Source organism: Nitrospirillum amazonense, from assembly GCF_029594735.1.
Classification (GTDB): Bacteria; Pseudomonadota; Alphaproteobacteria; order Azospirillales; family Azospirillaceae; genus Nitrospirillum; species Nitrospirillum amazonense.
In genome coordinates, this window is the sequence record NZ_JARPAF010000002.1 from 509,950 (window position 1) to 536,229 (window position 26,280).

The 26,280-nt window shown below is 67.4% G+C and carries 29 protein-coding genes, 1 tRNA gene and 1 pseudogene; 21 read left to right on the top strand and 10 right to left on the bottom strand.

Features of this window, described 5'->3' with window-relative positions:
• From P5F91_RS08485 to P5F91_RS08500, 4 genes and pseudogenes are all read left to right on the top strand, one after another.
• Positions 1-607, top strand: a pseudogene (locus P5F91_RS08485) (hypothetical protein); the annotation flags it as partial.
• A gap of 1 nt (position 608) precedes the next feature.
• Positions 609-878: a hypothetical protein gene (locus P5F91_RS08490; protein ID WP_145610679.1), complete on the top strand. Its 270-nt coding sequence runs from the start codon at positions 609-611 to the stop codon at positions 876-878.
• A 77-nt stretch (positions 879-955) separates the two neighbouring features.
• A complete protein-coding gene (locus P5F91_RS08495) occupies positions 956-1,069 on the top strand; it encodes an immunity protein Tsi6 family protein (RefSeq protein ID WP_186454739.1) in 114 nt (37 codons plus the stop codon).
• Positions 1,070-1,101: 32 nt separating this feature from the next.
• Complete coding sequence (locus P5F91_RS08500; RefSeq protein WP_277907865.1) at positions 1,102-1,416, top strand: immunity protein Tsi6 family protein; 315 nt, start codon at positions 1,102-1,104, stop codon at positions 1,414-1,416.
• Here the strand turns inward: P5F91_RS08500 and P5F91_RS08505 are convergent.
• Positions 1,409-2,062 carry a glutathione S-transferase family protein gene (locus P5F91_RS08505; protein ID WP_145610677.1) on the bottom strand — a complete coding sequence of 218 codons (654 nt, stop codon included), beginning with the start codon at positions 2,060-2,062 and terminating at the stop codon, positions 1,409-1,411. The genes P5F91_RS08500 and P5F91_RS08505 overlap by 8 nt on opposite strands.
• A 70-nt stretch (positions 2,063-2,132) precedes the next feature.
• On the opposite strand from P5F91_RS08505, the gene mtgA reads away from it, so the two are divergent.
• From mtgA to P5F91_RS08525, 4 genes are all read left to right on the top strand, one after another.
• Positions 2,133-2,816, top strand: coding sequence for a monofunctional biosynthetic peptidoglycan transglycosylase (gene mtgA, locus P5F91_RS08510; RefSeq protein WP_145610676.1), 684 nt, complete (start codon positions 2,133-2,135; stop codon positions 2,814-2,816).
• A 142-nt stretch (positions 2,817-2,958) separates the two neighbouring features.
• Positions 2,959-3,372, top strand: coding sequence for a FeoA family protein (locus tag P5F91_RS08515; protein ID WP_145610675.1), 414 nt, complete (start codon positions 2,959-2,961; stop codon positions 3,370-3,372).
• Positions 3,369-5,261 (top strand): ferrous iron transport protein B, encoded by a 1,893-nt coding sequence (gene feoB, locus P5F91_RS08520; RefSeq protein WP_145610674.1) that lies wholly within the window; start codon positions 3,369-3,371, stop codon positions 5,259-5,261. Before P5F91_RS08515 ends, feoB begins: the two co-directional genes overlap by 4 nt.
• Before the next feature lie 10 nt (positions 5,262-5,271).
• Positions 5,272-5,424 (top strand): hypothetical protein, encoded by a 153-nt coding sequence (locus P5F91_RS08525; RefSeq protein WP_186454738.1) that lies wholly within the window; start codon positions 5,272-5,274, stop codon positions 5,422-5,424.
• A gap of 219 nt (positions 5,425-5,643) precedes the next feature.
• On the opposite strand, the gene P5F91_RS08530 is transcribed toward P5F91_RS08525, so the two are convergent.
• Entirely contained in the window at positions 5,644-6,615 is a 972-nt protein-coding gene (locus P5F91_RS08530) for a hypothetical protein (RefSeq protein ID WP_186454737.1), read from the bottom strand.
• Positions 6,616-6,933: 318 nt separating this feature from the next.
• Between P5F91_RS08530 and P5F91_RS08535 the strand changes: the two genes are divergently transcribed.
• The 5 genes from P5F91_RS08535 to P5F91_RS08555 all read left to right on the top strand — a co-directional run bounded on the left by P5F91_RS08535 (position 6,934) and on the right by P5F91_RS08555 (position 11,353).
• A complete protein-coding gene (locus tag P5F91_RS08535; protein WP_145610672.1) occupies positions 6,934-7,734 on the top strand; it encodes an ABC transporter ATP-binding protein in 801 nt (266 codons plus the stop codon).
• Between the two features lie 86 nt (positions 7,735-7,820).
• Positions 7,821-8,708, top strand: coding sequence for a transporter substrate-binding domain-containing protein (locus P5F91_RS08540; protein WP_145610671.1), 888 nt, complete (start codon positions 7,821-7,823; stop codon positions 8,706-8,708).
• A 486-nt stretch (positions 8,709-9,194) separates the two neighbouring features.
• The gene (locus tag P5F91_RS08545) at positions 9,195-9,905 is read left to right on the top strand and encodes an ABC transporter permease (protein WP_277907008.1); all 711 of its coding nucleotides are present in this window, start codon (positions 9,195-9,197) and stop codon (positions 9,903-9,905) included.
• Complete coding sequence (locus tag P5F91_RS08550; protein ID WP_145610669.1) at positions 9,902-10,591, top strand: ABC transporter permease; 690 nt, start codon at positions 9,902-9,904, stop codon at positions 10,589-10,591. The genes P5F91_RS08545 and P5F91_RS08550 overlap by 4 nt, the downstream gene beginning before the upstream one ends.
• Before the next feature lie 129 nt (positions 10,592-10,720).
• Entirely contained in the window at positions 10,721-11,353 is a 633-nt protein-coding gene (locus P5F91_RS08555) for an acyloxyacyl hydrolase (RefSeq protein ID WP_145610668.1), read from the top strand.
• 144 nt (positions 11,354-11,497) lie between these two features.
• Here P5F91_RS08555 and P5F91_RS08560 read toward each other — a convergent pair.
• Positions 11,498-11,573 (bottom strand) — tRNA-Ala (locus P5F91_RS08560).
• A 254-nt stretch (positions 11,574-11,827) separates the two neighbouring features.
• On the opposite strand from P5F91_RS08560, the gene P5F91_RS08565 reads away from it, so the two are divergent.
• Both P5F91_RS08565 and P5F91_RS08570 read left to right on the top strand, forming a co-directional pair.
• Entirely contained in the window at positions 11,828-12,136 is a 309-nt protein-coding gene (locus P5F91_RS08565; protein WP_211098507.1) for a YggT family protein, read from the top strand.
• A gap of 4 nt (positions 12,137-12,140) precedes the next feature.
• Positions 12,141-12,464, top strand: a complete 324-nt coding sequence (locus P5F91_RS08570) for a DUF167 domain-containing protein (RefSeq protein ID WP_246134380.1) — start codon at positions 12,141-12,143, stop codon at positions 12,462-12,464.
• Between the two features lie 16 nt (positions 12,465-12,480).
• Here P5F91_RS08570 and P5F91_RS08575 read toward each other — a convergent pair whose 3' ends face one another.
• The 5 genes from P5F91_RS08575 to rlmN form a co-directional block, all read right to left on the bottom strand.
• Positions 12,481-12,915, bottom strand: coding sequence for a hypothetical protein (locus P5F91_RS08575; protein WP_145610667.1), 435 nt, complete (start codon positions 12,913-12,915; stop codon positions 12,481-12,483).
• 126 nt (positions 12,916-13,041) lie between these two features.
• On the bottom strand, positions 13,042-14,253 hold the full coding sequence (locus P5F91_RS08580) for an argininosuccinate synthase (protein WP_145610666.1): 1,212 nt from the start codon (positions 14,251-14,253) through the stop codon (positions 13,042-13,044).
• Between the two features lie 120 nt (positions 14,254-14,373).
• Positions 14,374-14,604, bottom strand: coding sequence for a hypothetical protein (locus tag P5F91_RS08585; protein ID WP_145610665.1), 231 nt, complete (start codon positions 14,602-14,604; stop codon positions 14,374-14,376).
• Between the two features lie 6 nt (positions 14,605-14,610).
• Complete coding sequence (locus P5F91_RS08590) at positions 14,611-14,883, bottom strand: hypothetical protein (protein WP_145610664.1); 273 nt, start codon at positions 14,881-14,883, stop codon at positions 14,611-14,613.
• A 245-nt stretch (positions 14,884-15,128) separates the two neighbouring features.
• Entirely contained in the window at positions 15,129-16,343 is a 1,215-nt protein-coding gene (gene rlmN / locus P5F91_RS08595) for a dual-specificity RNA methyltransferase RlmN (protein ID WP_145610663.1), read from the bottom strand.
• Positions 16,344-16,476: 133 nt separating this feature from the next.
• On the opposite strand from rlmN, the gene P5F91_RS08600 reads away from it, so the two are divergent.
• Positions 16,477-17,283, top strand: a complete 807-nt coding sequence (locus P5F91_RS08600; protein ID WP_277907009.1) for an alpha/beta fold hydrolase — start codon at positions 16,477-16,479, stop codon at positions 17,281-17,283.
• 5 nt (positions 17,284-17,288) lie between these two features.
• Here the strand turns inward: P5F91_RS08600 and P5F91_RS08605 are convergent, their stop codons facing one another.
• Positions 17,289-19,337: a methyl-accepting chemotaxis protein gene (locus tag P5F91_RS08605; RefSeq protein ID WP_186454736.1), complete on the bottom strand. Its 2,049-nt coding sequence runs from the start codon at positions 19,335-19,337 to the stop codon at positions 17,289-17,291.
• A 241-nt stretch (positions 19,338-19,578) separates the two neighbouring features.
• The gene (locus P5F91_RS08610; protein ID WP_088872405.1) at positions 19,579-20,265 is read right to left on the bottom strand and encodes a Crp/Fnr family transcriptional regulator; all 687 of its coding nucleotides are present in this window, start codon (positions 20,263-20,265) and stop codon (positions 19,579-19,581) included.
• 325 nt (positions 20,266-20,590) lie between these two features.
• Between P5F91_RS08610 and P5F91_RS08615 the strand changes: the two genes are divergently transcribed.
• The 5 genes from P5F91_RS08615 (at position 20,591) to nadC (ending at position 26,270) form a co-directional block, all read left to right on the top strand.
• Positions 20,591-21,061 carry a hypothetical protein gene (locus P5F91_RS08615; protein ID WP_277907010.1) on the top strand — a complete coding sequence of 157 codons (471 nt, stop codon included), beginning with the start codon at positions 20,591-20,593 and terminating at the stop codon, positions 21,059-21,061.
• An 81-nt stretch (positions 21,062-21,142) separates the two neighbouring features.
• On the top strand, positions 21,143-22,333 hold the full coding sequence (locus tag P5F91_RS08620) for a class I SAM-dependent rRNA methyltransferase (RefSeq protein ID WP_277907011.1): 1,191 nt from the start codon (positions 21,143-21,145) through the stop codon (positions 22,331-22,333).
• Between the two features lie 336 nt (positions 22,334-22,669).
• Positions 22,670-23,680 (top strand): quinolinate synthase NadA, encoded by a 1,011-nt coding sequence (gene nadA, locus P5F91_RS08625; RefSeq protein WP_145610658.1) that lies wholly within the window; start codon positions 22,670-22,672, stop codon positions 23,678-23,680.
• A 77-nt stretch (positions 23,681-23,757) separates the two neighbouring features.
• A complete protein-coding gene (locus P5F91_RS08630) occupies positions 23,758-25,413 on the top strand; it encodes an L-aspartate oxidase (protein WP_145610657.1) in 1,656 nt (551 codons plus the stop codon).
• Positions 25,410-26,270 (top strand): carboxylating nicotinate-nucleotide diphosphorylase, encoded by an 861-nt coding sequence (gene nadC / locus P5F91_RS08635; RefSeq protein ID WP_145610656.1) that lies wholly within the window; start codon positions 25,410-25,412, stop codon positions 26,268-26,270. Before P5F91_RS08630 ends, nadC begins: the two co-directional genes overlap by 4 nt.
• Positions 26,271-26,280: the final 10 nt, after the last annotated feature.

A 26,280-nucleotide genomic window follows, 5' to 3' on the forward strand; every position in this document is an offset into this window, starting at 1 on the left:
CCAGCACGATTTGGACGAAGCTGCCAAACGCACCGCCGCCGGCCTCACCATCCTGACCATCAACGCAATCATCGCCTTGATCGCCAAGGTGAAGCCGGTGTCGGGCGGCAAGCGCCCGGTGGTCGAGGAACCGCCCCCGCCGCCGGCCGACCCGCCGTTACCGCCGAAGGAACTATCGCCTCCGCTTAAGGAAGTGCCTAAACCACCAAAATTATCGGCCCAAGATCGACTGGCGATTGATGAAGCCAAAGCTGACCAGGTTAAATGGGGATACGCAGCCGACGAGTGGGAGATGAAGGATCTTAAGGCAGGTGACAAGGTATATGGTGGTCTGCCAGGCCAGTCTGCTTATTACACAGATATACAGACTTTGGAAAATGCCGGAGGAAGTAGAACAGATCTATTCCAGAGTCTGCAAGTCAAAGAGCACCCAGAATTTGGATACCGGCCTAAGGTTGGCGAATACGAGGTAATTAACGATGCGCGAGTGCCGTTCGGTACAGTGAAGGCAAATCCTGGTCTAGGTGACGGTGGTGGAAGCCAATATTTTATCAGCGACTACGCCGACAATCTACGCTTGGTGCGTGAAATACAGTTGGGAGAATAAAATGACCTACTCAACCATAATCGATGATGTGATTGAATTGGCCAAAAATGATGGAAATGCGGTAGCTGACATTACCACGGGATGGAGTAAGGTAAGGGAGGTTGTTTACATGCGTGGCCCGATAACGGCAGGACTGTATGCAAAACTTACTCAAGATAGTCGACTTCGTGTTTGGAAGACGGAAGCAACACCTCATAATAATGCGGAAATAGGATTCACTGATGATGATAAAAAGGTCGCAATTTCTTTTCCTGTCCCCAAGCTGGAATAACTCATAGCGCAAATAATTGAATTGCGTGAGGGCTGTTGTCCAATCCCGTAGAAATGGCTCGATGGAAAATTGGAGGCATGATGGGGCATTACGCCGTCCGTGAGTTCGCTGAGAGCGATCCGGAATTGGCGGCGGCGCTGATGGCCGCGCAGGCCATTGCCACGCGGATGGGCAAGGGGCTTAAGCCATGACGCGGATGGGATGCCGGTGCGCTTGAGTGACGATGATGACGTTTCGTGAAGGGGCGATCATCCCAGACCTGATACGGGGCGCCCTTGCCCGCTGTCGGCGGCTGCGGGAGCAGTGGCCGGACATCGCCACCTTCGCCTCGATCCACCGCCAGCTCGACTATCTTCTGGGGGTCGCGACCGATCCGGCGGCCGACCGGTCGCGGCTCACCGACATCGTCATTGGCGTCCAAGCGGCCCGCGAGGTCGAGACCATCGACCCCGATCTGGCGGACCTGCTGCACACCATCAATGCCTGGGCCAATGCTTGGGCCAATGCTTGGGCGGAACGGCTGCCCCCGCCTAAATGAACGGCGCCGCCAGCCCTTCCTGCGCGAAGGCGCGTTGCACCGACGGGCGGGCCAGAAGCTCGGCGCACAGGCGGCCCACCTGGGGCAGGTCGCGGGGCGGATGGGTGAAATTACGACCCCAGCGCACCAGCATGAGCAGCAGGAAGTCGGCCACGGTGATGTGATCGGCGGCGATGTAGGGGCGGGCGGCCAGTTCGCGGTCGACCAGGGCGAACATTTGGCACAGGCGCCGCTCCGCCGTAGCCTTGGCGTCGGCGATGTGGGCGGGGTCGGTCACATGCTGCTCGGGATAATAGAAGACGCGGTATTCCGGCTGAATGGTGTTGGTCAGGTGGAACAGCCAGGTGAGGAAGCGGCCCCGGCCGGCCGCGCCGGGGGCGGGCGCCAGCTTGGCCTCGGGGTGCCTGTCCGCCAGGTGCAGCAGGATGGCGGCCGTCTCGAACACTGTCTCCTCGGTGCCGTCCGGCTGCTGGGCCAGCAGGGTGGGGATGCGGCCGGTGGGGTTGCGGGCCAGGTAGGGGGCCGCCTTATGCTCGGCATTGGCGCGGTCCAGCAGCGCCAGCTCGTAGGGGACGCCGATTTCCTCCAGCGCCATGTGCGGCGCCAGGTTGGCATTTCCCGGGAAATAGAACAGCGTGTAGGCCATGGACGGATCCCCCCAAGAGAAAGCCAACTCGATAAAGGCCGGCGCGGGCCGGCGGCCTGAACGGCGCGCGATGCTACGGCGGGCCTTCCGCTGGGCGCAAGTCGTGCTGCTGGCGGGGGTGGTGCTCACCCTGGGCTGGGTCTGCCTCTATGCTGTGATGGACCCGCCGGGCACGCCCCTGATGCTCATCCGCCGGATGCAGGGCGTGCCCACCCAGGGCTGGACGCCCGTGCCGCTGGACCGCATTGCGCCTGCCCTTCAGCGCGCCGTCATCGGGGCGGAGGACAGCCGCTTCTGCAGCCATCACGGCGTGGACTGGCAGGCGGTGGACGCCGCCATGGACGAGGATGAGGAAGGCCACAAGCTGCGCGGCGCCAGCACCATCAGCCAGCAGACGGCCAAGAACGCCTTCCTGTGGCCCGGCCGCACCTGGCTGCGCAAGGGTGTGGAGTTCGGCTTCACCGAGCTGATCGAGCTGATCTGGGGCAAGCGCCGTATCATGGAGATGTATCTGAACATCGTGGAATGGGGCGACGGCCTTTATGGAGCGGAGGCGGCGGCGCGCTCCTACTTCGGTGTGACGGCGTCGGCCCTGTCGCCTGCGCAGGCGGCGGCGCTGGCCGCCGTGCTGCCCAGCCCGCGCAAGTGGAACGCGCGGCATCCCGGCCCTTACGTCGCCCGGCGCATCGGCGTGCTGGAACAGCGCGCCGCCATCGTCGGCCGCGATGGGCTGGACGGGTGCCTGAGGCGCTAGCCCCCGCCGCATGCGGCGGCTTGGCGCGCGTCCCTTGTACAGAGGCGTGAGAATAACTATTAATTTCCGGGACGCCCCGGGCCGGTTCCCGGGACAGCCCTCTTTCGACGGGCTCCGGCGACGGGGCCTGAGGCGTATTCGGATGCATCTCTCCTCCCGCCCCGCCGTTTCGGACGCGCCCGCCCCCGGTCCGGACGCCCTTCCCGCCGACGCCCGCCCCCTGAGCCGGGCCGCGAAGGGGGAGGTGGGCCGGGTGATCCGCGTGGGCCTGGACGGTGCCCTGCACGACAGCCTGGACCCGGATGAGCTGGAGCGCCGGCTGCTGGAGATCGGCTTCGTCGAGGGGGCCAGGGTGGAAATCCTGCATGAGGGCCTGTTCGGCCGCGATCCCATCGCTGTGAAGGTGGACGACATGCGCGTGGCCCTGCGCCGCCGCGAGGCCGAGGCCATCCTGATTACCGCCTGGCAACAGCCGGCCGCGTCGGGCGCCGCCCCACGCGCCATCGCCGCAGATGCCCTCGCCGCAGATGCCATCGCCAAAGACCGCCGGTCATGAACGCCATCGCCCCCGTCCTGCAGACGGCCCCCCGCATCGCCCTGGTGGGCAACCCCAATTGCGGCAAGACCGCGCTGTTCAACGCCCTGACCGGCAGCCGGCAGAAGGTGGCGAACTACGCCGGCGTGACGGTGGAGCGCAAGGAAGGCAGCTTCACCACGCCCGAGGGCCGGCGCATCCAGGTCCTGGACCTGCCCGGCACCTATTCCTTGCGCGCCCGCAGCCCGGATGAGGAGGTGACGCGCGACGTTGTGCTGGGCCGCTTCAAGGGCGAGGCGGAGCCCGACCTGCTGGTCTGCGTGGCCGACGCCACCAACCTGCGTCTGGTGCTGCGCCTGGTGCTGGAGCTGAAGCAGGTGGGGCGGCCGCTGCTGCTGGCCCTCAACATGTTCGACATCGCCCGGCATCGCGGCATCGAGATCGACATCGCCCGCCTGTCGGCCGAACTGGGGGTGCCGGTGGTGCCCACCGTCGCGGTACGCAAGGCCGGCACGGTCGACCTGCTGAAGCACATCGACACCGCGGCGGTGGAGCTGGCGGATGCCGCCACCGCCGGCGCCAACACCTGGCACGAGCCTTCGGCGGAAGAGGTGCGCGCCACCCACCGCGAGGCCGACCGCATCATCAAGCTGGCGGTGCGTCCGCCCACGAAGCCCGACACCTGGACCACCCGGCTGGACACCGTGCTGCTGAACCCGGTGGCGGGGCTGCTGATCCTGCTGACCGTGCTGTTCTTCATGTTCCAGGCGGTATTCACCTGGGCGCAGCCGGCGATGGACGGCATCAAGGCCGGGTTCGACGCCCTGGCCGCCTGGATCAACGGCGCCATGCCCGATGGCATCCTGCGCAGCCTGATCACCGACGGCGTCATCGCCGGCGTGGGCAGCATCGTCGTCTTCCTGCCGCAGATCGTCATCCTGTTCACCTTCATCATCCTGCTGGAAGATTTCGGCTACATGCCGCGGGCGGCCTTCCTGATGGACAAGATCATGGGCGGGGCGGGCCTGCACGGCCGCGCCTTCATCCCACTGCTGTCCAGCTTCGCCTGCGCCATTCCCGGCATCATGGCAACCCGCGTCATCGACAACCGGCGCGACCGGCTGGCGACCATCATGGTGGCGCCACTGATGACCTGTTCCGCCCGCATCCCGGTCTACACCCTGATCATCTCCGCCTTTGTGCCGGACCGCACGGTGGGCGGTGTGTTTGCCCTGCAGGGGCTGGTGATGTTCGGGCTTTATGCTGCCGGCATCCTGAGTGCCTTGCTGGTCGCCTTCGTCATGCGGCGCCTGGTGTGGCGCGGCACGGTGGAACCCTTCCTGATGGAACTGCCGGCCTACAAGGTGCCGGACGCGAAGAACCTGGTGATGGGCGTCTGGACGCGGGCCAAGGCCTTCCTGCAGCGGGCCGGCACCACCATCCTCAGCATCATGATCCTGATCTGGTTCCTCAGCTCCTTCCCTGGTGCGCCGGCGGGGGCGACCGATCCCGCCATCGACTATTCCATCGCCGGCATGGTCGGGCATTGGCTGCAGCCGCTGGTGGCCCCCATCGGCTTCAACTGGCAGATCACCGTGGCGCTCATTCCCGGCATGGCCGCGCGCGAGGTGGCGGTGGCGGCCCTGGGTACCGTCTACGCCGTGGGTGGGGGCGAGGAGAACGTGACGGCGCTGATGGATACGCTGGGCCATAGCTGGTCGCTGGCCACGGCCTTGTCGCTGCTGGCCTGGTATGTCTTCGCGCCCCAGTGCGCCTCCACCCTAGGCGTGGTACGGCGCGAGACCAACTCCCTGAAATGGCCGCTCATCATGTTCGGCTACATGCTGACCCTGGCCTACCTGGCCTCGTTCGCGACCTACCACATCGCCGCCAGCCTGGGGTGGGCGTAAGGAGGACACCATGATTCAGCAAGCGATCGTGGGGGTAATCGTGGTGGCCGCGCTGGCCTGGGTCCTGCGACCCACCATCCGCCGCGTCCTCCGCCGCCGCCAGCTGGCGGCCGGCAAGGCGCCGGGCCCCTGCGGCTCCGACAGCTGCAACTGCGGCGGCTGACCCCTTACAAACCGGGAAGACAGGGGCTGGCAACGCCAGCCTAGAGCAAGATGCGATCAGTCATGATCGCATGCGATCAGTCATGATCGCATCTTGCTCTTAACCTGTTCCGCTCTAGGCCCCGACCGGGGCCGCCGGAGCGTTTTGGGGAGCGCAGCGGACTGAAACGCGAGGACAAGCCAAGCCGGCGGATGCCGGCGGCCGGCGTCTGAGGGGGCCTTACTTAGGCGCGGGCCGCGTCGCCAAGCGCCACTGGGTGGCCTGGCTGTAACGCTTGGCCAGGAAGTGGTAGGTCCGCTTCATGAGGGCCTCCAGTTCCGGGCTTTTCTCCACCGTCACGGTCAGCCAGCCATCCAGCACCTCGTCCCAGGGCAGCAGCGACTGGTGCAAATCGTCGCGCATCTCCCGGATGTAACTGATGTTCTGGTCGAACTTGCGCAGCATGGCCAGGATCTCACCCGTCTGGGCGTCCACCTGGGCGAATCGGGATTCCAGGTCGGCGATAGGCGGCAGCGACAAGGTCTGCATGCGCACGATCTCTTCCTTGACCATGCGCTCGGCCTTGTAGATGCGGTGGGCCGTCTCCAGCCCCTGGCGGACCTTGTGCAGGGCCAGGGACCGCTCGCGCAGTGCCTCGATATAGGACAGCTCCTTGGCCAGCATGTCGATGTGCAGGCCGATCTCCTCCTCCGGATCGCCGGCCAGCGACAGCCGGTTGGCGATCATGCGGAAGGCCTCGTGGACGCGGGCCTTGGTCCCGGGGTCTTCCACCACTTGTTCCAGCTGCTCGGGACTGGACACCACGGTCTCGCCGCCCGTCAGCCAGGTGACCAGCTGCACCGTCAGGCGGCCCTTGGCCACATTGTAATGCCGCTCGTCCACCCGCCAGCTGGCGGTGCCGTCGATCAGCTCGTTGGGAATGGTGTCACCGGGGCGGATTTCGCGCACATAGCGCAGGCCCTTGGCCGCCATGGTCAGCAGCTGGCCGTCGAAGGATTTGGGCTGGATGCCGAACTCGGTGCAGATCTTCTCGATGGGCACCTCGACGTCCAGCTTGCCCAGCTTCATGCACATCACCGGCTCATCGTTCGTCTTGGACAGGATGAAGCGGCAACCGTCGACCGTGAAGACCTTGTGGTCGAACAGGAAGTGCGTGCTGCGGTTGGCCGCGGGCTGGATGCCTGTGCTCATGGGCGCTGGACGGTTCCGGATGATGAACGACGGCGCCCCATCGCCGCCGGGCGTCGGGGTGCCAGGCCACACTACCACGTTTGGCGGGGGCTGCATCGGCCCTGGGTGCCGTCAAGGCCTGCAGTCCCCGCTTTGGGCCGTGACAGGAAACCTCTTTCCGTCCCGGGCGGCGCACGGTAGTTTTGCCGGCTTCGGGGTTTTCTTCCAAGGAAACGTCCCACGGTCATTCACGGTCACCGGCTGGCGCGCGGCCCCCATCGCCGCGCCGGCCGGGTGCGCTTTCTGGTCCGGATGGGTCCGGACGAATTTCGGGGTCCTATGACGCAATCGCCGGCTGTCGCCGTGGCCGACCAAGCCAACACCGCCATTCTTGTGCGGGACTTGCACAAGCGCTTCGGCGAGACGGAGGTGCTGAAGGGCGTCTCCCTGACGGCGCGGGACGGCGACGTCATCTCCCTCATCGGATCCTCCGGCTCGGGCAAGAGCACGCTGCTGCGCTGCATCAACCTGCTGGAGACCCCGGATGAGGGCCAGGTCTGGGTGAATGGCGAACTGATCCGCATGGGGCGCGACCGCCGCGGCGCGGCGGTGCCGGCTGACCGCAAACAGGTGGACCGCATCCGCCAGCGCCTCGGCATGGTGTTCCAGGGCTTCAACCTGTGGACCCACATGACGGTGCTGGAGAACGTGATCGAGGCGCCGGTGCATGTCCTGGGCGTCCCCCGGGCCGAGGCGATGGACCGGGCCAAGGCCCTGCTGGACAAGGTGGGCCTGGGCCAGCGGCAGGATTATTATCCCAGCCAGTTGTCGGGCGGGCAGCAGCAGCGCGCCGCCATCGCCCGCATGCTGGCGATGCAGCCCCGCGTCATGCTGTTCGATGAGCCGACCTCGGCGCTGGATCCCGAGCTGGTGGGCGAGGTGCTGCGCGTCATCCGCCAATTGGCGGACGAGGGCGCCACCATGCTGATCGTGACGCATGAGATGGCCTTCGCCCGCGACGTCTCCTCCCACGTCCTGTTTCTGCACCAGGGCCGGGTGGAGGAAGAGGGGACGCCCGACGAGGTGTTCGGCAACCCCCGCAGCGACCGCTGCCGGCAATTCCTGGCCCGGCCCGCTTAAGGCATACTGGACAACAAAGAGCGGCGGCCGATCGGACACCGGGTGTTGATGCGGACCGTCCCGTCATTGGTTTCGTAGGGGGTTTCATGAAGAAGCTGGTCTTGGGCCTGATCGCGGTGGCGGTGGTCGCCGGGGCTGCGTACCTGGCGACGCACCGCACGCCGTCCGGCACCGGCGCGCCCACCGTGACCGACCAGGGGGTGCCCAATCCCCTGCGTGTGGCGACGGAGGGGGCCTACCCGCCCTTCAACGTGGCGGAGCCCGACGGCACGCTGAAGGGGTTCGAGATCGACCTGGCCAAGGATTTGTGCCGGCGCCTGGGCGTGAAGTGCGAGATCGCCGCCCAGGCGTGGGACGGCATCATCCCCGGCCTGCAGGCTGGCAAGTATGACGTCATCCTGGCCGGCATGTCCGTGACGGAAGACCGCCGGCAGGCCGTGGACTTCACCGTTCCCTACGTGGTGACCCCGGCCTATTTCGTGGCCCCCAAGGACAGCCCCCTGACCAAGATCGACTTCGGCCTGCAGCGGCTGGACATCTCCAACATGGACGAGGCCTCCACCCAGGCCATGGACAAGTTGAAGGCGGCGCTGAAGGGCAAGACCGTGGGCGTGCAGGTGGCCACCATCCATGCCAACTTCCTGGACACCTACCTGGGCGACACCGTCACCGTCCGCCGCTACGACACGCTGCAGAACCTGTCGCTGGACCTGGCGACCGGCCGTGTCGACGCCGGCCTGGCCGACATGACCGGCTGGCAGCCTTTCCTCGAGGGCACCGACGGCCAGAACGCCGCCACCTTCGGCCCCGGCATCACCGGCGGCCTGCTGGGCCCCGGCATCGCCGCCGCCCTGCGCAAGGGCGACGGCCGCCTGCTGGACGCCCTGAACAACGCCATCACCGCCGCCAAGGAAGACGGCACCATGAAGAAGCTGGCAGAACAGTGGTTCCACTTCGACGCATCGGCGAAGTGATTTTTCCCTCAAGCGCCGAGTCTTGGGTTGCCTCAGGCGCCGGCGGGGCATCCGCCCCTTGGCTATCCTCGCTGCGCCCTTCGGTACTCGCTCCGGCGGCCGCGGTCGCGGCCTAGGGCCTTAGCGGGCCGCTGGTAGCGACTAGGCCCCGACCGGGGCCGCCGGGATTTCCGGGGAACGCAGTGGACTGGAAATCGAGGACAAGCCAAGGGGCGGATGCCCCGCCGGCGTCTGAGGCATGAGAGGCAAGCGTAGCGACTAGGCCGCGACTGCGGCCGCCGGAGATTTCCGGGAAACGCAGTGGACTGGAAATCGAGGACAAGCCAAGGGGCGGATGCCCCGCCGGCGTCTGAGGCATGAGAGGCAAGCGTAGCGACTAGGCCCCGACCGGGGCCGCCGGAGATTTCCGGGGAACGCAGTGGACTGGAAATCGAGGACAAGCCAAGGGGCGGATGCCCCGCCGGCGTCTGAGGAATTGGCACGGTAATGATAGACCTATTGGGCTTTGGGGGCCGGGGCTGGGGCTTGCAGCTGCTGCAGGGCATGGGGATGACCCTGCTGGTGGCGGTGTCGGCCTATCTGTGGGGCCTGGCCCTGGGCGGCGCGGCGGCGGCCTTGAAGCTGTCCGGCCATCGGGGCGGCCGGGTCGCGGCGGATGTCTACACCACCATTGTGCGCGGTGTGCCCTCATTGCTGGTCATCTACCTGCTGTTCTTCGGCGGCAACAGCGCGGCCACTTGGGTCGTCAGCCTGCTTGGCTTCAACGGGCCGGTGGAACTGTCGGCCCTGCCCGTGGGCATCCTGGCGGTGGGGACGGTGTCCGGCGCCTATTCCGCCGAGGTGCTGCGCGGTGGCGCCCTGGCGGTGCCCCATGGTCAGGTCGAGGCCGCCAAGGCCTTGGGCATGAACCGCTGGCTGACCTTCCGCCGCGTCATGCTGCCCCAGACCTTGCGCTATGCCTTGCCTGGCCTGGGCAACGTCTGGCAGCTGACCCTGAAGGACACCTCGCTGGTTTCCGTGGTGGCGCTGGTGGAGCTGATGCGCGTGGCCTATCTGGCCCAGGGCGCCACCCGCCAGCCCTTCCTGTTCTTCACCACCGCCGGCTTGCTGTATCTGGCCTTGGCCGGCTTGTCCGGCCGCCTGTTCGCCCGGGCGGAGGGCTGGGCCGGGCGTGGCGTGCGGAGGGCCGCCCGATGAACTCCCCCCTCGTCACCGCCCTGATGGCGGCCCTGCCTCAGTTCGTCACCGGCACCTGGCTGACGGTGCAGCTGGTGGCCCTGTCGCTGCTGGTGGGGCTAGTGCTGGCCACGCTGGTCGCCGTGATGCGGCTGTCGCACCTGGCGCCGCTGTCGTGGGTGGCGCGCGGCTACATCTACGTCTTCCGCTCCACGCCCCTGCTGGTGCAGATCTTCCTGATCTATTACGGCCTGGGCCAGTTCGACGCCGTGCGCCAGAGCGTGCTGTGGCCCCTGCTGCGGGAACCGTACTGGTGCGCCATCATCGCCTTCGTGCTGAACACCGGCGCCTACACGGCGGAGATCATGCGCGGCGGCATCGAGGCCGTGCCCCATGGCCAGGTGGAGGCGGCGCGCGCCTGCGGCATGGGCGGCGGCCTGCTGTTCCGCCGCATCATCCTGCCCCAGGCCTTCCGCCTGGCGCTGCCAGCCTATGGCAATGAGATCATCCTGATGCTGCAGGGCAGCGCGCTTGCCAGCACCATCACCCTGATGGAACTGACCGGCGTGGCCAAGGCTGTCGCGGCCCGCACCTTCCAGCCCATTGAGGTCTTCTGCCTGGCCGGCGCCGTATATCTGGGGATGAGCTTCCTCATCACCCGGGGCGTCCAGCTGGCGGAGCGGCGGCTGACCCCGGTAAAAAGGTAATAGGAACGCGGGGCGTCAGGTCTATGCCGTCGCACCTTGGACAATGTTGTCCATTTCCCCTTGAGTTGGCGCGGGATTGCTCTGCATAAAGGCGGAAACCCCTCCGCCTTTACTCTCCCAAGCAGGATCATGACGAAGACCCATCGCAAGGCCCTGCGCGGCCGTGGTTTGCGCGCCGCCACTTCCCTGTTGGCAACGTCCTTGTTGACCGGCGCCTTGGCGGGCATCGCCGCCCCGGCCCTGGCCGCCGACCGGGATCCCGACCTGCTGGCCCTGGGCGTCGGCATCTATGACCAGTCGTGGATCGATCCGCCCGCCTTTTTCCAGGTGGACGCGGATACCCCCCACGACCGCACCCAGTTCGTCACCGCCGAATACCGCTTCGGCTGGTCGCTGGTGAAGGTGGACGACTGGTTCGCCATCAAGCCTCTGGTGGGCGTGATTCAGACCTTCAAGGGCAGCTTCTACGGCTATGGCGGCCTGCAGGCCGACTTCACCTGGGGGCCCTTCTTCATCACGCCCAGCGCCGCCGCCGGCTATTACGCCCATGGCGATGGCAAGGACATGGGCTACCCCTTGGAATTCCGCACCCAGATCGAGACCGGCTACCGCTTCACCAACGGCGACCGCTTCTCCATCGCCCTCAGCCACATCTCCAACGCAGAGCTGGGCAAGACCGTCACCATCCCCGGCACCCCGCGCACCCGTACGGTCAACCCGGGCGCCAACAACCTGGTGGCCTACTACAGCTTCGCCCTCTGATCCTGATCAATGGGTGGTGAGGGGCGCGGCGCGGAAGGGGCACTTCCGCGCCGCTTCCCTTTGGGATGCTTCAAGGCGCGGCAAATGGCCGGTACCAACCGGTCCGTCCCATATCGCGTCATCATTGTCTTGGAAGGGAGGATTTGGTGGAGCCGAGGAGGATCGAACTCCCGACCTACGCATTGCGAACGCGTCGCTCTCCCAGCTGAGCTACGGCCCCACACTCAAATCCGGCGGCGGGCATAGTCCCGGGCGCCTGAAGTGGGCGGGATAATGCTCAGGGCGACCGGGCATGTCAAGCGGCCATTCCGCGAAAAGAACGGAATGCGGGGCATGCGGGGGCCGGGGTGCTTCCGGTGGTGGGGCCGCTTCGGCGTTGGCGCCCCTGTCCAGTGCGGGCCCGCGCTGGACAAGGGGGCGCCCCGCCCGTAGGGTGGCGCCCATGCCGTTGAAACCATTGGGGACGGACCTGCTATGGATCCTTTGATCCGCACCATCCTGGAACTGCTGCTCGTGGTTCTGAACCTGGCTTGGTGGGTGCTGATGATCAGCGCCATCCTGAGCTGGCTGGTGTTCTTCGGGGTGATCAACACCCGCAACCGCTTCGTCGCCACCCTGATGGACATCACCTACCGCCTGACGGAACCGCTGCTGCGTCCGATCCGCAACGTCGTGCCCAACCTGGGTGGCGTGGACATCTCCTTCATCGTGCTGATGCTGATCATCTGGGCGCTGGAACGGCTGATCCAGAACTACATGTTCAGTTCCCTGATGTTCCGCTGAAGCGGTGGCCGAGGGAAAACCGGCCGCCGAGGTGATCCCCGGCGGGGTGCGCGTGTACTTGCGCGTCACCCCCCGCGCCTCCCGCACCGCCATCCAGGGCCTCATGGAGGGGCCGGAGGGCCGCCAGCTGCTGAAGGTGGCCGTCACGACCGTGCCTGAGGACGGCAAGGCCAACGAGGCCGTGCTGAAGCTGCTGTCCAAGACCTGGCGCGTCCCCAAATCCAGCCTCACCATCGTCGCCGGCCTGACCGACCGCAACAAGGTGGTGGAGGTGGCGGGGGAGGCGGAGGCACTGCTGGCGGTGGTGCGCGCGTCGGCCAGGGATTAGAGGCCAATCGCGGCCCTTAGCTATTATTCAGCAGTGCGTCCAGTACCACGCTGATGCCGAAACCAAGCCACCAGATCCAGAATATCCGGCGCGACTGGTTCAGGCAGGTAGTTCGCTGCCACAGATAGGCGGGTATGAAAAGCACCCAGAAGAAAGAGAAGTCCCGGCCCAACCGGTTTAACGCTGGACGGATGGCTCCCCTGTCCAGTCCAGCCATTACCAAATACGCGATGCCCGCAATAACGCTGCCGACCATCTCGGCATCATGGCGCGGTGCGCTGTGAATCTGGAGAAGGGCGTACTCGATCAGTGCGGCAATCGGAGGAAGGGCCGCCATGGCATAAGCGTAGGCGTTTCGGACAGGGGCGTCCGTTGGCTGGTCATCCGCGCTGTGCGGCCCGGGTGGGGACACCGGGGTTATGTCCGATGGCGACAGGGTCCGATCCGTCATGACGGAAAGCCTCTTATGTCTGGCTCAGGGGATGAGAAGGATATGCTGATGCCAGACGCTCGGACAGCGCCCAACAAAAAAGCCCCGCCCGGTTTCCCGAACGGGGCTTCCTTGGAGCGGTAGGGCTTACTGCTTGCCGGCCATGGCGCCCAGGCGCAGGCGCAGGGCGTTCAGCTTGATGAAGCCTTCGGCGTCCTTCTGGTTGTAGACGCTGTCGGCTTCGAAGGTGACGTAGTCCAGGCGGTACAGCGAGTTCGGGCTCTGGCGGCCGACCACGCGGGCGGAGCCCTTGTACAGCTTCAGGCGCACGACGCCGGTGACGCGCTTCTGCGTCTGGTCGATCAGGGCCTGCAGGGCCTCGCGCTCCGGGCTGAACCAGAAGCCGTTGTAGATCAGCTCGGCATAGCGCGGCATGATCTCGTCCTTCAGGTGCATGGCGCCGCGGTCCAGCGTCAGGCTCTCGATGGCGCGGTGGGCCACCGACAGCAGGGTGCCGCCGGGGGTCTCGTACACGCCGCGGCTCTTCATGCCGACATAGCGGTTCTCCACCAGGTCCAGGCGGCCGATGCCGTTGGCGCCGGCCAGCTCGTTCAGGCGGGTCAGCAGGGCCGCCGGGCCCAGCTTCTGGCCGTCCACGGCCACCGGGTCGCCGCCCTCGAACTCGATCTCAACGTACGTCGGGGTGTCCGGCGCCTTTTCCGGGGCGACGGTGCGGGTGTACATGTCCTCGTCAGGCTCTTCCCACGGGTTCTCCAGCGCCTTGCCCTCGTAGGAGATGTGCAGCAGGTTGGCGTCCGTGCTGTACGGCGCCTCGCCGCGCTTGTCCTTGGCGATGGGGATCTGGTGCTTCTCGGCGAACTCCAGCAGGGCGGTGCGGCTGTTCAGGGTCCATTCGCGCCAGGGGGCGATGACCTTGATGTCCGGCTTCAGGGCGTAATAGCCCAGCTCGAACCGCACCTGGTCGTTGCCCTTGCCGGTGGCGCCGTGGGCCACGGCGTCGGCGCCGACGGCCTTGGCGATCTCGATCTGGCGCTTGGCGATCAGCGGGCGGGCGATGGAAGTGCCCAGCAGGTAGACGCCCTCATACAGCGTGTTGGCCCGGAACATGGGGAACACGAAGTCGCGCACGAACTCGTCACGCAGGTCGTCGATGTAGATATTCTCGGGCTTCACGCCCAGCAGCTCGGCCTTCTTGCGGGCGGGCTCCAGCTCTTCACCCTGGCCCAGGTCGGCGGTGAAGGTCACGATCTCGCACTTATACGTCTCCTGCAGGTATTTCAGGATGACGGAGGTGTCGAGGCCGCCGGAGTAGGCGAGGACAACTTTCTTGACGCTCATGACTGTACGCCCGCTAAAGGTCAGGGTGGAATGCGTCCGGACGTTATCCCCCGGCCGCCCGCCTGGCAAGATTAGTGCGCCTGCCGCGACCGCATCCCCAGCCTTCATGGGCGTGGGGGCTTAGCCGTTTCCCCTCTGCCGGGGCCAGCGGGTATAGGCCAGGTACCACAGGGCGGGGATGCCCAGGACGGGGAAGTACAGCAGCAGCGCCCAATAGGGGTTGCGGCCCACCTTGGCCAGCACCAGGCCGGCGGCGCAGACGGCGACGGTGGCCAGGATGACGACAATCAGCAGGGCGGCCCAGTTGGGCAGCAGCAGGCCGAGGGCGGGGGCGTAGGCCAGGGGCAGCATGGGCGCTTACTCCGACGCGGCGGCCTGGGCGGCCGCCCGCTCGCGCTTCAGGCGTTCGCGCGGGTGCATCTTGGGTTGGCGGGCAGGCAGGACGGGCCAGGGTGTCCTGGCCAGCAGCACCAGGAAGATGACGGGGCCCAGCAGCGGCAGGGCCAGCCACAGGGGCCAGCGGCGGGGCAGGCCGGCGCGCACCACCAGCCGATGGGCCGGCCACAGCAGCAGGGCCGTGACGCCGAGGTGGATTATCAGGCTGTTGACGAGATCGGTACCGAGATCCAAAGCGCGCGTCCCTTTGTCCTTGTCCGACGGATGATAGCCAAAGCGCCGCAGGGATTACAGGGTGGGGTTTCCCCCGCCTTGAGATGGCTCAGGGGCTGGGATGGAAAGCGCACCAGCGGCATGAGTCCTCATGCCGCTGTAGACCGCGACTGCGGTCGCCGGACCTTTTCGGGAAGCGGCAGCGGACTGAAAAGGGAGGATGAGCCCAGCGGCCGGATGGCCGCGCCCGGCGTTTGAGGGAACCTTTAAAGAGTCCCCGTGGCCGCCAAACCTGCTTCCTTTTCCGCCACCTGGGCGGCGTACTCGGCCTGCAGGGCCTTGTGCGCCTCCAGGGCCGCGATGCGGGCCTGGGCGGTGGGCTTGGTGCTCTCGCTCTTCAGCTGGCCGCAGGCGGCCAGAATGTCGCGGCCGCGCGGGGTGCGCACGGGCGAGGCATAGCCGGCGTTGTTTACGAAGTCCGCGAACTTGGTGATCTGCTCATCGGTCGAGCACTCGAAGGGCGCGCCCGGCCAATAGTTGAAGGGGATCAGGTTGATCTTGGCCGGGATGCCGCGCAGCAGGCGCACCAGCTCGCGCGCGTCGGCCAGGCTGTCGTTCACGCCCTTCAGCATGACGTATTCGAAGGTGATGCGGCGCGCGTTGCTCAGGCCCGGATAGTCCCGGCAGGCCTGCATCAGTTCCTTGATGGGGTACTTGCGGTTCAGCGGCACGATGCGGTCGCGCAGCTCATCATTCACGGCGTGCAGGCTGACGGCCAGGTTCACGCCCAGCTCATCACCGCACTGGCGCATCATGGGCACGACGCCGGAGGTGGACAGCGTGATGCGCCGCTTGGAAATGGCGATGCCCTCGCCATCCATGACGATCTTCAGCGCCTTGGCGACGTTGGCGTAATTGAACAGCGGCTCGCCCATGCCCATCATGACGATGTTGCTCAGCATGCGCCCGTCGGGCGGGGCCGGCCATTCGTCCAGGTGGTCGCGCGCCAGCATGACCTGGCCCACGATCTCGGTGGCGTCCAGGTTGCGCACCAGGCGCTGGGTGCCGGTGTGGCAGAAGCGGCAGGTCAGGGTGCAGCCCACCTGGGAGGAGACGCAGAGCGTGCCGCGGTCTTCCTCGGGGATGTGGACGGTCTCGATCTCCTGGCCGTCGGGCATGCGGGCCAGCCACTTGCGCGTGCCGTCCTCGCTCTTCAGGTCCTTCACGGCCGTGGGCCGGTCGATGACGTAAAGGTCGGCCAGTTTCTCGCGCACCGGCTTGGCCAGCGTGCTCATCACCGCGAAATCGGTGGCGCCGCGATGGTAGATCCAGTGCCACAGCTGGCGCGCGCGGAAGCGCTCCAGCCCGGCCTTCGCGACCTCAGCCTCCAGATCGTCCCGCGAGAGGCCGACCAGGTTCACCCGCCCGTCCGCCCGAGGAGGCGGCGGGGCGAATTCCTTCATGTGATTTTCCACGCCCATGGCGGCGATAGATGGGGCAGATCGGCCCCCGAGTCAAAGGGGGGACTCGGGAAAAATGCGCGGGGCGGGGTTGCGTGCGGGGTCAGACGCCGCTATCGCGGGTGGGGAACATAAGATCTGGGAGGCAAGGGCCATGATCCTGCATCAGGTGACGGCGGCGGACGGGACCCTTCTGGCGGTGGCGGAGGGCGGCGTGCCCGGGGGCAGGCCCATCCTGTTCCTGCATGGTTTCGGCCAGAGCCATCGCGCCTTCCGCGCCCAGTTCGACGGTCCCCTGGCGGCGGAGTTCCGCCTCCTGGCGCTGGACCTGCGGGGGCATGGCCGGTCCGGCCGGCCGCAGGATCCGGCCGCCTACGGCGACGGCCCCCACTGGGGCGGCGATGTCATGGCTGTACGCCACGCCCTGGGCTTGGCGGATGTGATCCTGGTGGGCTGGTCCTACGGCGGTGCCGTGCTGGCCGACCATGTGGCGGCGTATGGGACGGAGGGGATCGCCGGCGCGGTTTTCGCCGGGGCCTGCCCGCGCTTGGGCAAGGCGGCCGCCCCTCATCTGGGGCCCGCCGCCAAGGCCCATTTCCCGCCCATTCTCTCCGACGACCTGGCAGCACAAGAGGCCGGTGCCCGCGCGCTGGCTGAGGCGCTGGGTGAGCGGAATGAGGCGGATGCGGCGGTGGCCGATACCCTGTCGGTACCGCTGGCGGCGCGGCGGGCGATGATGCGCCGCCAGATGAACGGCGCCGCCCTGGCGGCGTTCGACCGTCCCGCCTTGGTGGTCCATGGCCGGGCGGACCCGGTGATCCTGCCCACCATGGCCGGCTGGCTGGCGGAAACCCTGCCACAGGCGCAGGTGCATCTGTACGACGGCGTCGGGCACGCCCCGTTCCTTGAGGCGGCCCGCCGTTTCGACGCCGACATGGGGGCGTTCGCCCGCCGGGCCTGATGCCTTTACGCCGCGCGCACCCTGGAGATGAAGGCGTCAACCTGCGCGCGCAGCGCGTCGGACTGCCGCGACAGGTCCGCCGCCGCCGTCAGGACTTGGCTGGAGGCGGCCCCCGTCTCCCCCGCCGCCTGCGTGACGGCGGTGATGTTGGTTGCGACCTCCGCCGTGCCGGAGGAGGCCTGATGGACGCTGCGGGCGATTTCCTGGGTGGCGGCCCCCTGTTCCTCCACCGCCGAGGCCACCGTGGTCGCGATCTCGTTGATCCGCGTGATCGTGCCGGTGATACCGTCGATGGCATGCACCGAATCGGCGGTGGCCTGCTGGATGGCCTTGACCTGGGCCGAAATGTCCTCGGTCGCTTTGGCGGTTTGGGTGGCGAGAAGCTTGACCTCGGAGGCGACGACGGCGAAGCCCTTGCCCGCCTCGCCGGCGCGCGCCGCCTCGATGGTCGCGTTCAGGGCCAGCAGGTTGGTCTGCCCGGCGATGTCGTTGATCAGCTTTACCACCTCGTCGATCTTCTGCGCGGCGGATGCCAGGGCCTGCACCTGCGTGTTCGTCCGGGCGGTATCGGTCACCGCCTGGCTGGCGATGCGGGTCGACTCCGCCACATGCCGGCTGATCTCCCCGATGGAGGAGGACAGCTCGGCCGCCGCCGCCGCGACCGTCTGCACATTGGCCGACGCCTGCTCGGCCGCCGCCGCCACGGTGGTGGAACGCAGGCTGGTCTGGGCGGCCGTGGACGACATGGACTGCGCGGTGGACTGCAGCTGCGCCGATGCGGAGGACACGGTGGCCACGACGCCCCTGACGCTGGCCTCGAACTCATCGGCCAGCTTGGTCATCGCCGCGCGCTTCTCCTCCTCGGCCCGACGCTTCATCGACTCCTGCTCGGCGCGCAGCCGTTCCGCCTCGGTCATCTTGTGTTTGAACACCTGGACCGCCGCCGCCATGTCACCAATCTCGTCCCCGCGGCCGACACCGGGCACCTCGACGGACTGGTCGCCGCCCGCCAGGCGGTTCATGGCGGCGGTCATGCCAGCCACCGGCCGGGTGATGTCGCGCACGATAACGGTGCTGAGCACGCCCGTGATGCCGAACAGCGCCAGCGTGGCCGCCAGCGCCGTCCATAGCACGCCCTTGGCATCATCCCGGACACGCTCCCCTTGTGCCAGCAAAGCGTGGGACAGGTGGTCCTCGACCGTCTTCATCATGTCGATGCGCGCGGTCGCCATTTTGAACCAATAGGCGCCGTCGATTCCGCCCAGCGTGTCGCCGGGTGCGGTTTCCACGGCGACCTTGCGCATCCGCTCGACCTCGCTGACCGCCTCGCCGGTCACCGTGCGTTCCAGGAAGGCTTGGTCGTCGGGGGAGGCGCTGGCGGCGAACAGCCGGAAATACGTGGCCTCTTCCGCGACCGTGCTCAGGAAGCGCCGGTATTGGACCACGTCGAACTTGCCGGCGGCGAAGGCCGGGGCGCCGTTCGCCCGCTCTTCTCCCGCGCGCTCCTTCGCCTGGGTGAAGTTGACATAGGTCGACAGCGCCTGCGCCACGTCCGGGTTCGTGACCGACTTGGAAACTTCGATATCGACGTCCAGCTGACGCAGGATCGTCGCGGTGAAATAGGCGCTCGACTCGGCGGCAGGGATTTGCAGGCCATCGATCTTGCGCCGCATCTCGTCCAGTTGCGCCAGCCGCCGGGTGGCGTCCGCCAGGATCTGGTTCAGCGCGCTGCCGGCCGAGGCGCTGACATCGCTTTTCAGAGCCGCCTCCAGTGCCCGCCGACGCTGGTCGGTGCGGGCCCGCTGCTCCGGCAACTCGCGCTGGAGTTGGGCCCCCTTGCTGCCCAGGAACACGGCCGACGCGCCCCGCTCGCGCTGCATTTCATGCACCAGGTCGCCCACCGTCGTGGCGAGCTGCGTCAACCGTGACAGCGTCCGCATCTGGGACACCGTCGCCTGTTTTTCAGCGAGGATGAGGGCGGCGGCCAGCAGCAGGCCCAGCGACGGCACCAGCAACGCCAGCACCACACGATGCAGGATTCTGAATCGATTCATCGGCCCCATCTTCCGCTTTTCTCAAAAAAGCACGCTAATGCAAGCGGATAGGGCGGAAAATTCAAAAGATAGGCTAATTATAAGTTTAATTGATTAAGTAACGGTGGGCGTTTGTTTATTGCGATTCCGTCGGTCGGAACGACATAATTCTAACCCCGAGAAACAACGAACTTCCATGGGTTCTTCGAGAAAAGAGGATCGAAGCCTAAATCGCCCGCTTAGGGCTGTTTCCCCTTTTGACTCAGGCGCCCTCGGCCAGATCCAGCAGGTCGTCCATGTCCTGGATCTGCACCTTGTTGCCTTCCAGCAGGCTGATGACCCGGCTGGTCTTCAACTGGGTGAAGGTGCGGCTGACGGTTTCGGTGGTCAGGCCCAGATAGTCGGCGATATCGGCGCGGCTCATGGGCACGTGCACCGGGTTGGTCTTGTGGCCGCGCCGGCTGGCCCGCTGTGACAGCAGCAGCAGGAACGAGCATATCTTCTCCTTGGCCGTCTTGCGGCCCAGCAGCAGCATCTGGTCCTGCGCCGCCGCCAGCTCGTTCGACGCCATGGAGAACAGGCGGCGCTGCATCTTGGGGAATTCATCCAGCAGCGCCTCCATGCGGCGCCGGGGGAACCGGCACAGCGACACGGGCGTCACCGTCTCGGCGGTGTAGGCGTAGCTGTCGTTGACCGACAGGCCGAAGAAGTCGCCCGGCAGCAGGAAGCCGGTGATCTGCCGCCGTCCGTCGGGCAGCAGCTTGTAGACCTTCACCGTGCCGGAAGTGACGTTGTACAGCGTTTCCGCCGGGTCGCCCTCCCCGAACACGGTATGGCCGGCGTCGAAGCGGGTGGTCTGCAGGATCTCGGCCAAGCGGCGCAGTTCCTCCGCCTCCAGGGCGGCGCAGACGGTCAGGGTACGGACGGTACAGGCGCTGCAGGGGTGGATTTCGCCCGCCGGGTCGGTCTTCCCGTTGGTTTGGGTGTTCGAATCCCTGGGATAGGCAAAATCGATGTGGGTCATCGCCGCACTCCGCTGTCAGCCGTCACCCCCGGAGCCCGCGCGGATCGCGGTCGGAGGGATGCGGCCGGTCTTTCGTTCCCCAATCAGTGCCGCGAGATCAGCATATAGCCAGGAAACGACTGAGGAAAAGCCTAGACATGGCGATGACTGGCTTACTCCATCCCCGCGTTTATTCTTTGATCCATGTCATGGCGACGGTTCGGATCCTGGCGTCAGGATGGCTATCCCTCAGTCTCGGATTTGCGCCTTCATGCCCACCTTCGTGACCCGTCCGCTGGACGCCCGACAGATCGACCAGGCCTACGCGCTGATGCGCCCGTTCTATCCGGACCTGACGGTGGAGCGCTGGCGCGACCATGCCCAGGCCCTGCTGGCGCCCGGCAGCCGCGGCGGCATCGTCACGGTGCAGCTGGACCACCGCTACATGCACGGCCTGTTCTCCTACCTGCTGGTGCCGGACCTCGACCATCGCCTGGGGTTGCAGGTGGACGTGTTCGTGGCGCTGGACCTTTTCGATCCGGAAGGGGCGGGGGACGCCCTGCTGGCGGAAATGGACCGGATCGCCCGGCGGCATGGCTGCGACGCCATCCACATCACCCTGCCGGACAGCCAGGTGAAGGCCCATCCGTCGCTGGCGCGCTTCCGCGCCCTGGGCCATTTGCCCGAGGGGCGGCGCCTGTGCAAGCACCTGCTGACCGAACCCATGGCCGCGCCGGCCTGAGGGCGAGATGCGTTCCCGGCGACGGGATACCTTGCGCCCTTTGCCGTTGTGCCTTCGGGGCCGCGCGCTATGCTCCGGCCCATGACTGAAAAGCTTCCCACCCTGCTGTTCCAGGCGGGCCGGCACAAGCGCGTGGCCGGTGGCCACCCGTGGGCCTATTCCAACGAGATCCAGATGGACGCCGCCGCCAAGGCCCTGCCCAAGGGCGGGCTGGTGCGGTTGGCCGACGCCGGTGGCGGCGTGCTGGGCATCGCCACCTTCAACCCCCACACCCTGATCGCGGCGCGTGTGCTGACCCGCGACCTGTCGGTGACCATCGACGCCGGCTTTTTCGCCGAGCGTTTCCGCACGGCGGCGGCGCTGCGCGACCGGATGATCGGGCGGCCCTACTATCGACTGGTGCACGCGGAGGCCGACGGCCTGCCGGCGCTGATCGTCGACCGCTATGGCGACGTGCTGGTGGTGCAGGCCAACTCCGCCGGCATGGACCGCCTGCTGCCCCAGATCCTGGACGGCCTTGCCGCGGTGTTCCCCGGCGCTTCCGTCATCCTGCGCAATGACAGTGCCGCCCGCACCCTGGAGGGTGTGGAAGAAGAGGTGCGCGTGGCCGTGGGCGCGATCGACGGCCCCATCAAGGTGGAAGAAAACGGCGCCACCTTCTTCGCCGACCCGGCGGGCGGTCAGAAGACGGGCTGGTTCTATGACCAGCGCGACCACCGCGCCTTCGTCGCCAGCTTGGCGCAGGGTCGCTCGGTCATCGACTTCTACAGCTATTGCGGCGGGTTCGGGGTGCTGGCCGCCACGCGCGGCGCCGCGCGCACCGTGCTGGTCGACCGCTCGGCCGGCGCCCTGGAACTGGCGGGCAAGGCGGCGGCGGCCAACGGCGTCGCCGACACGGTGGAACTGCGCAAGGCCGACGCCTTCGCCGAACTGGAACGCCTGGCCGAGGCCGGTGAAACCTTCGAGGTGGTGATCTGCGATCCGCCGGCCTTCGTGAAGTCCAAGAAGGACCTGGCCAACGGCAGCCGCGCCTATCGCAAGCTGGCCAAGCTGGGCGCCCAGATCACCGCCCCCGGGGGCATTCTGCTGGTAGCCAGCTGCAGCCACAACATGCCGCCCGAGCTGTTTGCCGAACTGGTGGCCAAGGGCCTGGGCGATGCCCGCCGCCAGGGGCGCATCCTGCGCTTCTCCGGCGCCGGCCCGGACCACCCGGTGCATCCCCTGCTGCCGGAAAGCGCCTACCTCAAGGCGGAAGTGTTCGCCCTGGATTAAGTCAGCGCTTCGTTTTGGCGGGCGCCGGGCGTGTGGGCGCGATAGGAATGTTGATGGATAAGCGGCTGGTTTCAGCCGCTTTTTCCATTTTTGAGGTCTTGTTCCTCGCAGGTGCAGCGATGCGGTGGACCCGGGGCACCCCTGTGACAGTTACATGAATAGGTCCTTAAAGCGGGCTTGACACCCCTTATGCTCCGAGCGAGCATTAGTCACCCTAATGCTCAAATAGAGCATAAGGGTGAGGTTACAGGGAAGACGCCCCCGCTTGTCGCGCCGCGGGGGCCGGCCATGCCGGCCGATGTCGTTCGTGGGCGCGTTCGCTTGCCAGGTGTCCCGATGTCCGTTGCCGAGCTCGATCTCGAATACACCCCCGCCGTCGCCGCCGCGACCCGTCCCCTGTATGAGCGGGTGGCCAAGGTGATCCCGGAGGTGGAGTGGCCCTTCCATGCGCCACTGGTGCACGCCATCAACACGCTGAAGAAGGAACGCAACGCCGTCATCCTGGCGCACAACTATCAGACGCCGGAAATCTTCCACTGCGTTTCCGACATCGTGGGCGACAGCCTGGCGCTGGCGCGCAAGGCGGCGCAGACGGACGCCGACGTCATCGTCATGGCCGGCGTGCACTTCATGGCCGAGACGGCCAAGATCCTGAACCCGTCCAAGACGGTGCTGATGCCCGACATGCGCGCCGGCTGCTCGCTGGCCGACAGCATCACCGCTGCCGACATCCGCCTGCTGCGCGAGGCGCACCCCGGTGTGCCGGTGGTGACCTACGTCAACACCTCGGCCGAGGTGAAGGCGGAAAGCGACATCTGCTGCACCTCGGGCAACGCGGTGGAGATTGTGGAATCGCTGGACAGCGACAGCGTTCTGTTCCTGCCCGACGAATACCTGGCCAGCTGGGTCGCCACCCAGACCAAGAAAAAGATCATCAAGTGGAAGGGCCACTGCGAGGTGCATGAGCGCTTCACGGGGGCGGAACTGCGTGACTACCGCACCCGCTTCAAGGATCTGACCATCATCGCCCATCCCGAATGTCCGCCCGAGGTGCTAGCCGAGGCCGACTTCGTCGGCAGCACCGCCCGCATGGTGGAGTATGTGGGCGAGGCGCGGCCGAACCGGGTGCTGATGGTCACCGAATGCTCCATGAGCGACAACGTCGCGACCGAGTATCCGGACGTGGAATTCATCCGCCCCTGCAACCTGTGCCCCCATATGAAGCGGGTCAGCCTCTCCAACATCCTGGAGTCGCTGCGGACCATGGAGCCCAAGGTGGAGATCGACCCCACCGTGGCCGCCCGCGCCCGCCTCGCGGTGGAGCGCATGCTGGCCGTGGGCCGCTGATCGCCCGCGGCTTTTCCTGCTAGGCCGGCATCGGGCCGGCCTTCCTTCCCGTTCCCCTGGTGACGGAGCCTGATGCCATGGATGGCGCGTCTTATCCGGTATCGCCTGTGCAGGTTGTCCACAGCGACGTGGTGGTGGTCGGGTCCGGCACCGCCGGCATGGCGGCCGCCCTGGCCCTCGCCCAGGCCGGGCGAAAGATCCGCCTGCTGACCAAGACGGATGACCTGCCCGGCGGGTCCAGCCTGTGGGCCCAGGGCGGCGTGGCCGTGGCGCTGGGCGCCGGCGACAGCGCCGCCGACCATGCCGCCGACACGGTGGCCGCCGGGGCGGGATTGACGGATCCCGGCATGGCCCGCCTGCTGGCCGAGGCGGGCATCGTCGAGATGTCGGCCCTGCTGGAGGCCGGCCTGCCCGCCGACCGGGGGGCGGATGGCAAGCCCCTGCTGGGGCGCGAGGCCGCGCACGGCCGCCATCGCATCCTGCATGCCGGGGGCGACGCCACCGGCCGCACCCTGGTGACCTTCCTGGCCGACCGCGTGCGCGCCACCCCGGGCATCAGCATCCACACCCGCGCTGCCGCCGCCGACCTGGTCGTGCGTGAGACCGGGCGCGGGCGGCGGGCGCAGGGCGTTCTGGCCTATGAGGACGGTGTCGGCTGGGTGCTGCACGTCGCCCCGCACGTGGTGCTGGCCACCGGCGGCACCGGCCAGTTGTGGGCCGTGACCACCAACCCGCCGGAGGCCACGGGCGACGGATTGGCCCTGGCCGCCCGCGCCGGCGCCCATTTGGCCGACCTGGAATTCGTGCAGTTCCATCCCACCGCCCTGGCCGTCGCCGGCCCGCCCGGCCGTCGGCCCCTGCTGACCGAGGCGTTGCGTGGCGCCGGGGCCAAGGTGCTGGACGCCGGCGGCCACGCCTTCATGGCCGATGAGCATCCCGATGCCGAACTGGCGCCCCGCGACGTGGTGGCCCGTGCCATCGGCCGCCGCGTGGCGCGGGGCGAGAAGGTGTTCCTGGACCTGCGGCCCTTGTGGGCGGCTGGAAAGTCGGAAAAATTCCCCACCGTGGCCGGCATCTGTGCCGAGGCTGGCCTGGACCCTGCCGCCGCCCCCGTGCCCGTGGCGCCTGCCGCGCACTATCACATGGGCGGCGTGCTGACGGATGCCGATGGTCGCACCTCCATCCCGGGATTGTGGGCGGCGGGTGAGGTCGCCTGCACCCATGTCCACGGCGCCAACCGCCTGGCCAGCAACTCGCTGTTGGAGGCGGTGGTGTTCGCCGGCCGCGTGGCGGCGGCGCTGATGGCCGAACCGGCCGCCCCCCAGCCGGTGGCGGTACCCGACGCTCCCTTGGTGCCCGGCGGGACCGCCGCCGCCAATCTGGCGGCCGAGGCCCAGCTGCTGATGGCGGAGAAGGTGGGTCTGGTGCGCGACGGCCTGGGCCTAGCCGAGGCCGCGGAGCGCCTGCAGGGCCTGACCCTGGCGGCGGAGCGCCTGGTGCCGGCCCGCGACTACGCCGGCATCCGTGCCGGCCTGGAACTGCGCAATCGCCTTCTGCTGTCCCGCCTGGTGGTAGAGGCTGCCAAGCGCCGGGAGGAAAGCCGGGGTGCCCATACCCGGGCGGATCATCCGGAAACCCGCGACGCCTGGCGCCATCACCAGATCCTGACCTATTCCGACCTTGGCCGCGTGGCTGAGGTTGAGCCCGCCACCACCCGGGAAACCCGTCCATGAGCACGCCTGTCGCCCCGCTTTATCCCGTGATGTACGAAGGCCTGGTCCGTGCCGCGTTGCTGGAGGACCTGGGTCGGGCGGGCGACGTCACGGCCGACGCCTGCATCCCGGTGGAAACCCAGGCCCGCGCCCTGTTCCAGGCCCGCCATGCCGGGGTGATCGCCGGCTTGGCCCCGGCGCTGTCCGCCTTCTCCCTGCTGGACCCCACCCTGTCGGTGCGCACCCTGGTGGCCGACGGCGCCCGCGTGGCCCCGGGCCAGGCGGTGGCGGTGGTGGAAGGGGCGGCCCGCCCCATCCTGTCGGGGGAGCGCACGGCCCTGAACCTGCTGGGCCGCCTGTGCGGCATCGCCTCCAAGACGGCGGAACTGGTCCAGGCCATCGAGGGCACCGGCGCCCACATCGTCTGCACCCGCAAGACTACGCCCGGCCTGCGCGCACTGGAGAAATACGCCGTGCGCGTGGGCGGTGGCAGCAACCACCGCTTCGGCCTGGATGACGCCGTCCTGATCAAGGACAACCACCTGGTGGCGGCCGGCGGCCTGCGCGCCGCCGTGGAGCGCGCCCGCGCCCACGTCGGCCACATGGTGAAGATCGAGGTGGAGGTCGACACCCTGGCCCAGCTGGAAGAGCTGCTGACCCTGCCGGTGGACGCCGTGCTGCTGGACAACATGGACCCGCCCACCCTGCGCCAGGCCGTGGACATGGTGGCCGGCCGCCTGATCACCGAGGCCTCCGGCGGCATCACGCCGGAGACGGTGCGGGCGGTGGCGGAGACGGGCGTGACCCTGATCTCCCTGGGCTGGCTCACCCATTCCGTCACCAACTTCGACATCGGGCTGGATTTCGAGAGTTTGTGAGGGGGGGCGC

Coding starts and splice junctions, on each gene's coding strand:
- P5F91_RS08490 (WP_145610679.1), top strand. CDS start 609: ATGACCTACTCAACCATAATCGATGATGTGATTGAATTGGCCAAAAAT.
- P5F91_RS08495 (WP_186454739.1), top strand. CDS start 956: ATGATGGGGCATTACGCCGTCCGTGAGTTCGCTGAGAGCGATCCGGAA.
- P5F91_RS08500 (WP_277907865.1), top strand. CDS start 1,102: ATGATGACGTTTCGTGAAGGGGCGATCATCCCAGACCTGATACGGGGC.
- P5F91_RS08505 (WP_145610677.1), bottom strand. CDS start 2,062: ATGGCCTACACGCTGTTCTATTTCCCGGGAAATGCCAACCTGGCGCCG.
- mtgA (WP_145610676.1), top strand. CDS start 2,133: ATGCTACGGCGGGCCTTCCGCTGGGCGCAAGTCGTGCTGCTGGCGGGG.
- P5F91_RS08515 (WP_145610675.1), top strand. CDS start 2,959: ATGCATCTCTCCTCCCGCCCCGCCGTTTCGGACGCGCCCGCCCCCGGT.
- feoB (WP_145610674.1), top strand. CDS start 3,369: ATGAACGCCATCGCCCCCGTCCTGCAGACGGCCCCCCGCATCGCCCTG.
- P5F91_RS08525 (WP_186454738.1), top strand. CDS start 5,272: ATGATTCAGCAAGCGATCGTGGGGGTAATCGTGGTGGCCGCGCTGGCC.
- P5F91_RS08530 (WP_186454737.1), bottom strand. CDS start 6,615: ATGAGCACAGGCATCCAGCCCGCGGCCAACCGCAGCACGCACTTCCTG.
- P5F91_RS08535 (WP_145610672.1), top strand. CDS start 6,934: ATGACGCAATCGCCGGCTGTCGCCGTGGCCGACCAAGCCAACACCGCC.
- P5F91_RS08540 (WP_145610671.1), top strand. CDS start 7,821: ATGAAGAAGCTGGTCTTGGGCCTGATCGCGGTGGCGGTGGTCGCCGGG.
- P5F91_RS08545 (WP_277907008.1), top strand. CDS start 9,195: ATGATAGACCTATTGGGCTTTGGGGGCCGGGGCTGGGGCTTGCAGCTG.
- P5F91_RS08550 (WP_145610669.1), top strand. CDS start 9,902: ATGAACTCCCCCCTCGTCACCGCCCTGATGGCGGCCCTGCCTCAGTTC.
- P5F91_RS08555 (WP_145610668.1), top strand. CDS start 10,721: ATGACGAAGACCCATCGCAAGGCCCTGCGCGGCCGTGGTTTGCGCGCC.
- P5F91_RS08565 (WP_211098507.1), top strand. CDS start 11,828: ATGGATCCTTTGATCCGCACCATCCTGGAACTGCTGCTCGTGGTTCTG.
- P5F91_RS08575 (WP_145610667.1), bottom strand. CDS start 12,915: ATGACGGATCGGACCCTGTCGCCATCGGACATAACCCCGGTGTCCCCA.
- P5F91_RS08580 (WP_145610666.1), bottom strand. CDS start 14,253: ATGAGCGTCAAGAAAGTTGTCCTCGCCTACTCCGGCGGCCTCGACACC.
- P5F91_RS08585 (WP_145610665.1), bottom strand. CDS start 14,604: ATGCTGCCCCTGGCCTACGCCCCCGCCCTCGGCCTGCTGCTGCCCAAC.
- rlmN (WP_145610663.1), bottom strand. CDS start 16,343: ATGGGCGTGGAAAATCACATGAAGGAATTCGCCCCGCCGCCTCCTCGG.
- P5F91_RS08600 (WP_277907009.1), top strand. CDS start 16,477: ATGATCCTGCATCAGGTGACGGCGGCGGACGGGACCCTTCTGGCGGTG.
- P5F91_RS08605 (WP_186454736.1), bottom strand. CDS start 19,337: ATGAATCGATTCAGAATCCTGCATCGTGTGGTGCTGGCGTTGCTGGTG.
- P5F91_RS08615 (WP_277907010.1), top strand. CDS start 20,591: ATGCCCACCTTCGTGACCCGTCCGCTGGACGCCCGACAGATCGACCAG.
- P5F91_RS08620 (WP_277907011.1), top strand. CDS start 21,143: ATGACTGAAAAGCTTCCCACCCTGCTGTTCCAGGCGGGCCGGCACAAG.
- nadA (WP_145610658.1), top strand. CDS start 22,670: ATGTCCGTTGCCGAGCTCGATCTCGAATACACCCCCGCCGTCGCCGCC.
- P5F91_RS08630 (WP_145610657.1), top strand. CDS start 23,758: ATGGATGGCGCGTCTTATCCGGTATCGCCTGTGCAGGTTGTCCACAGC.
- nadC (WP_145610656.1), top strand. CDS start 25,410: ATGAGCACGCCTGTCGCCCCGCTTTATCCCGTGATGTACGAAGGCCTG.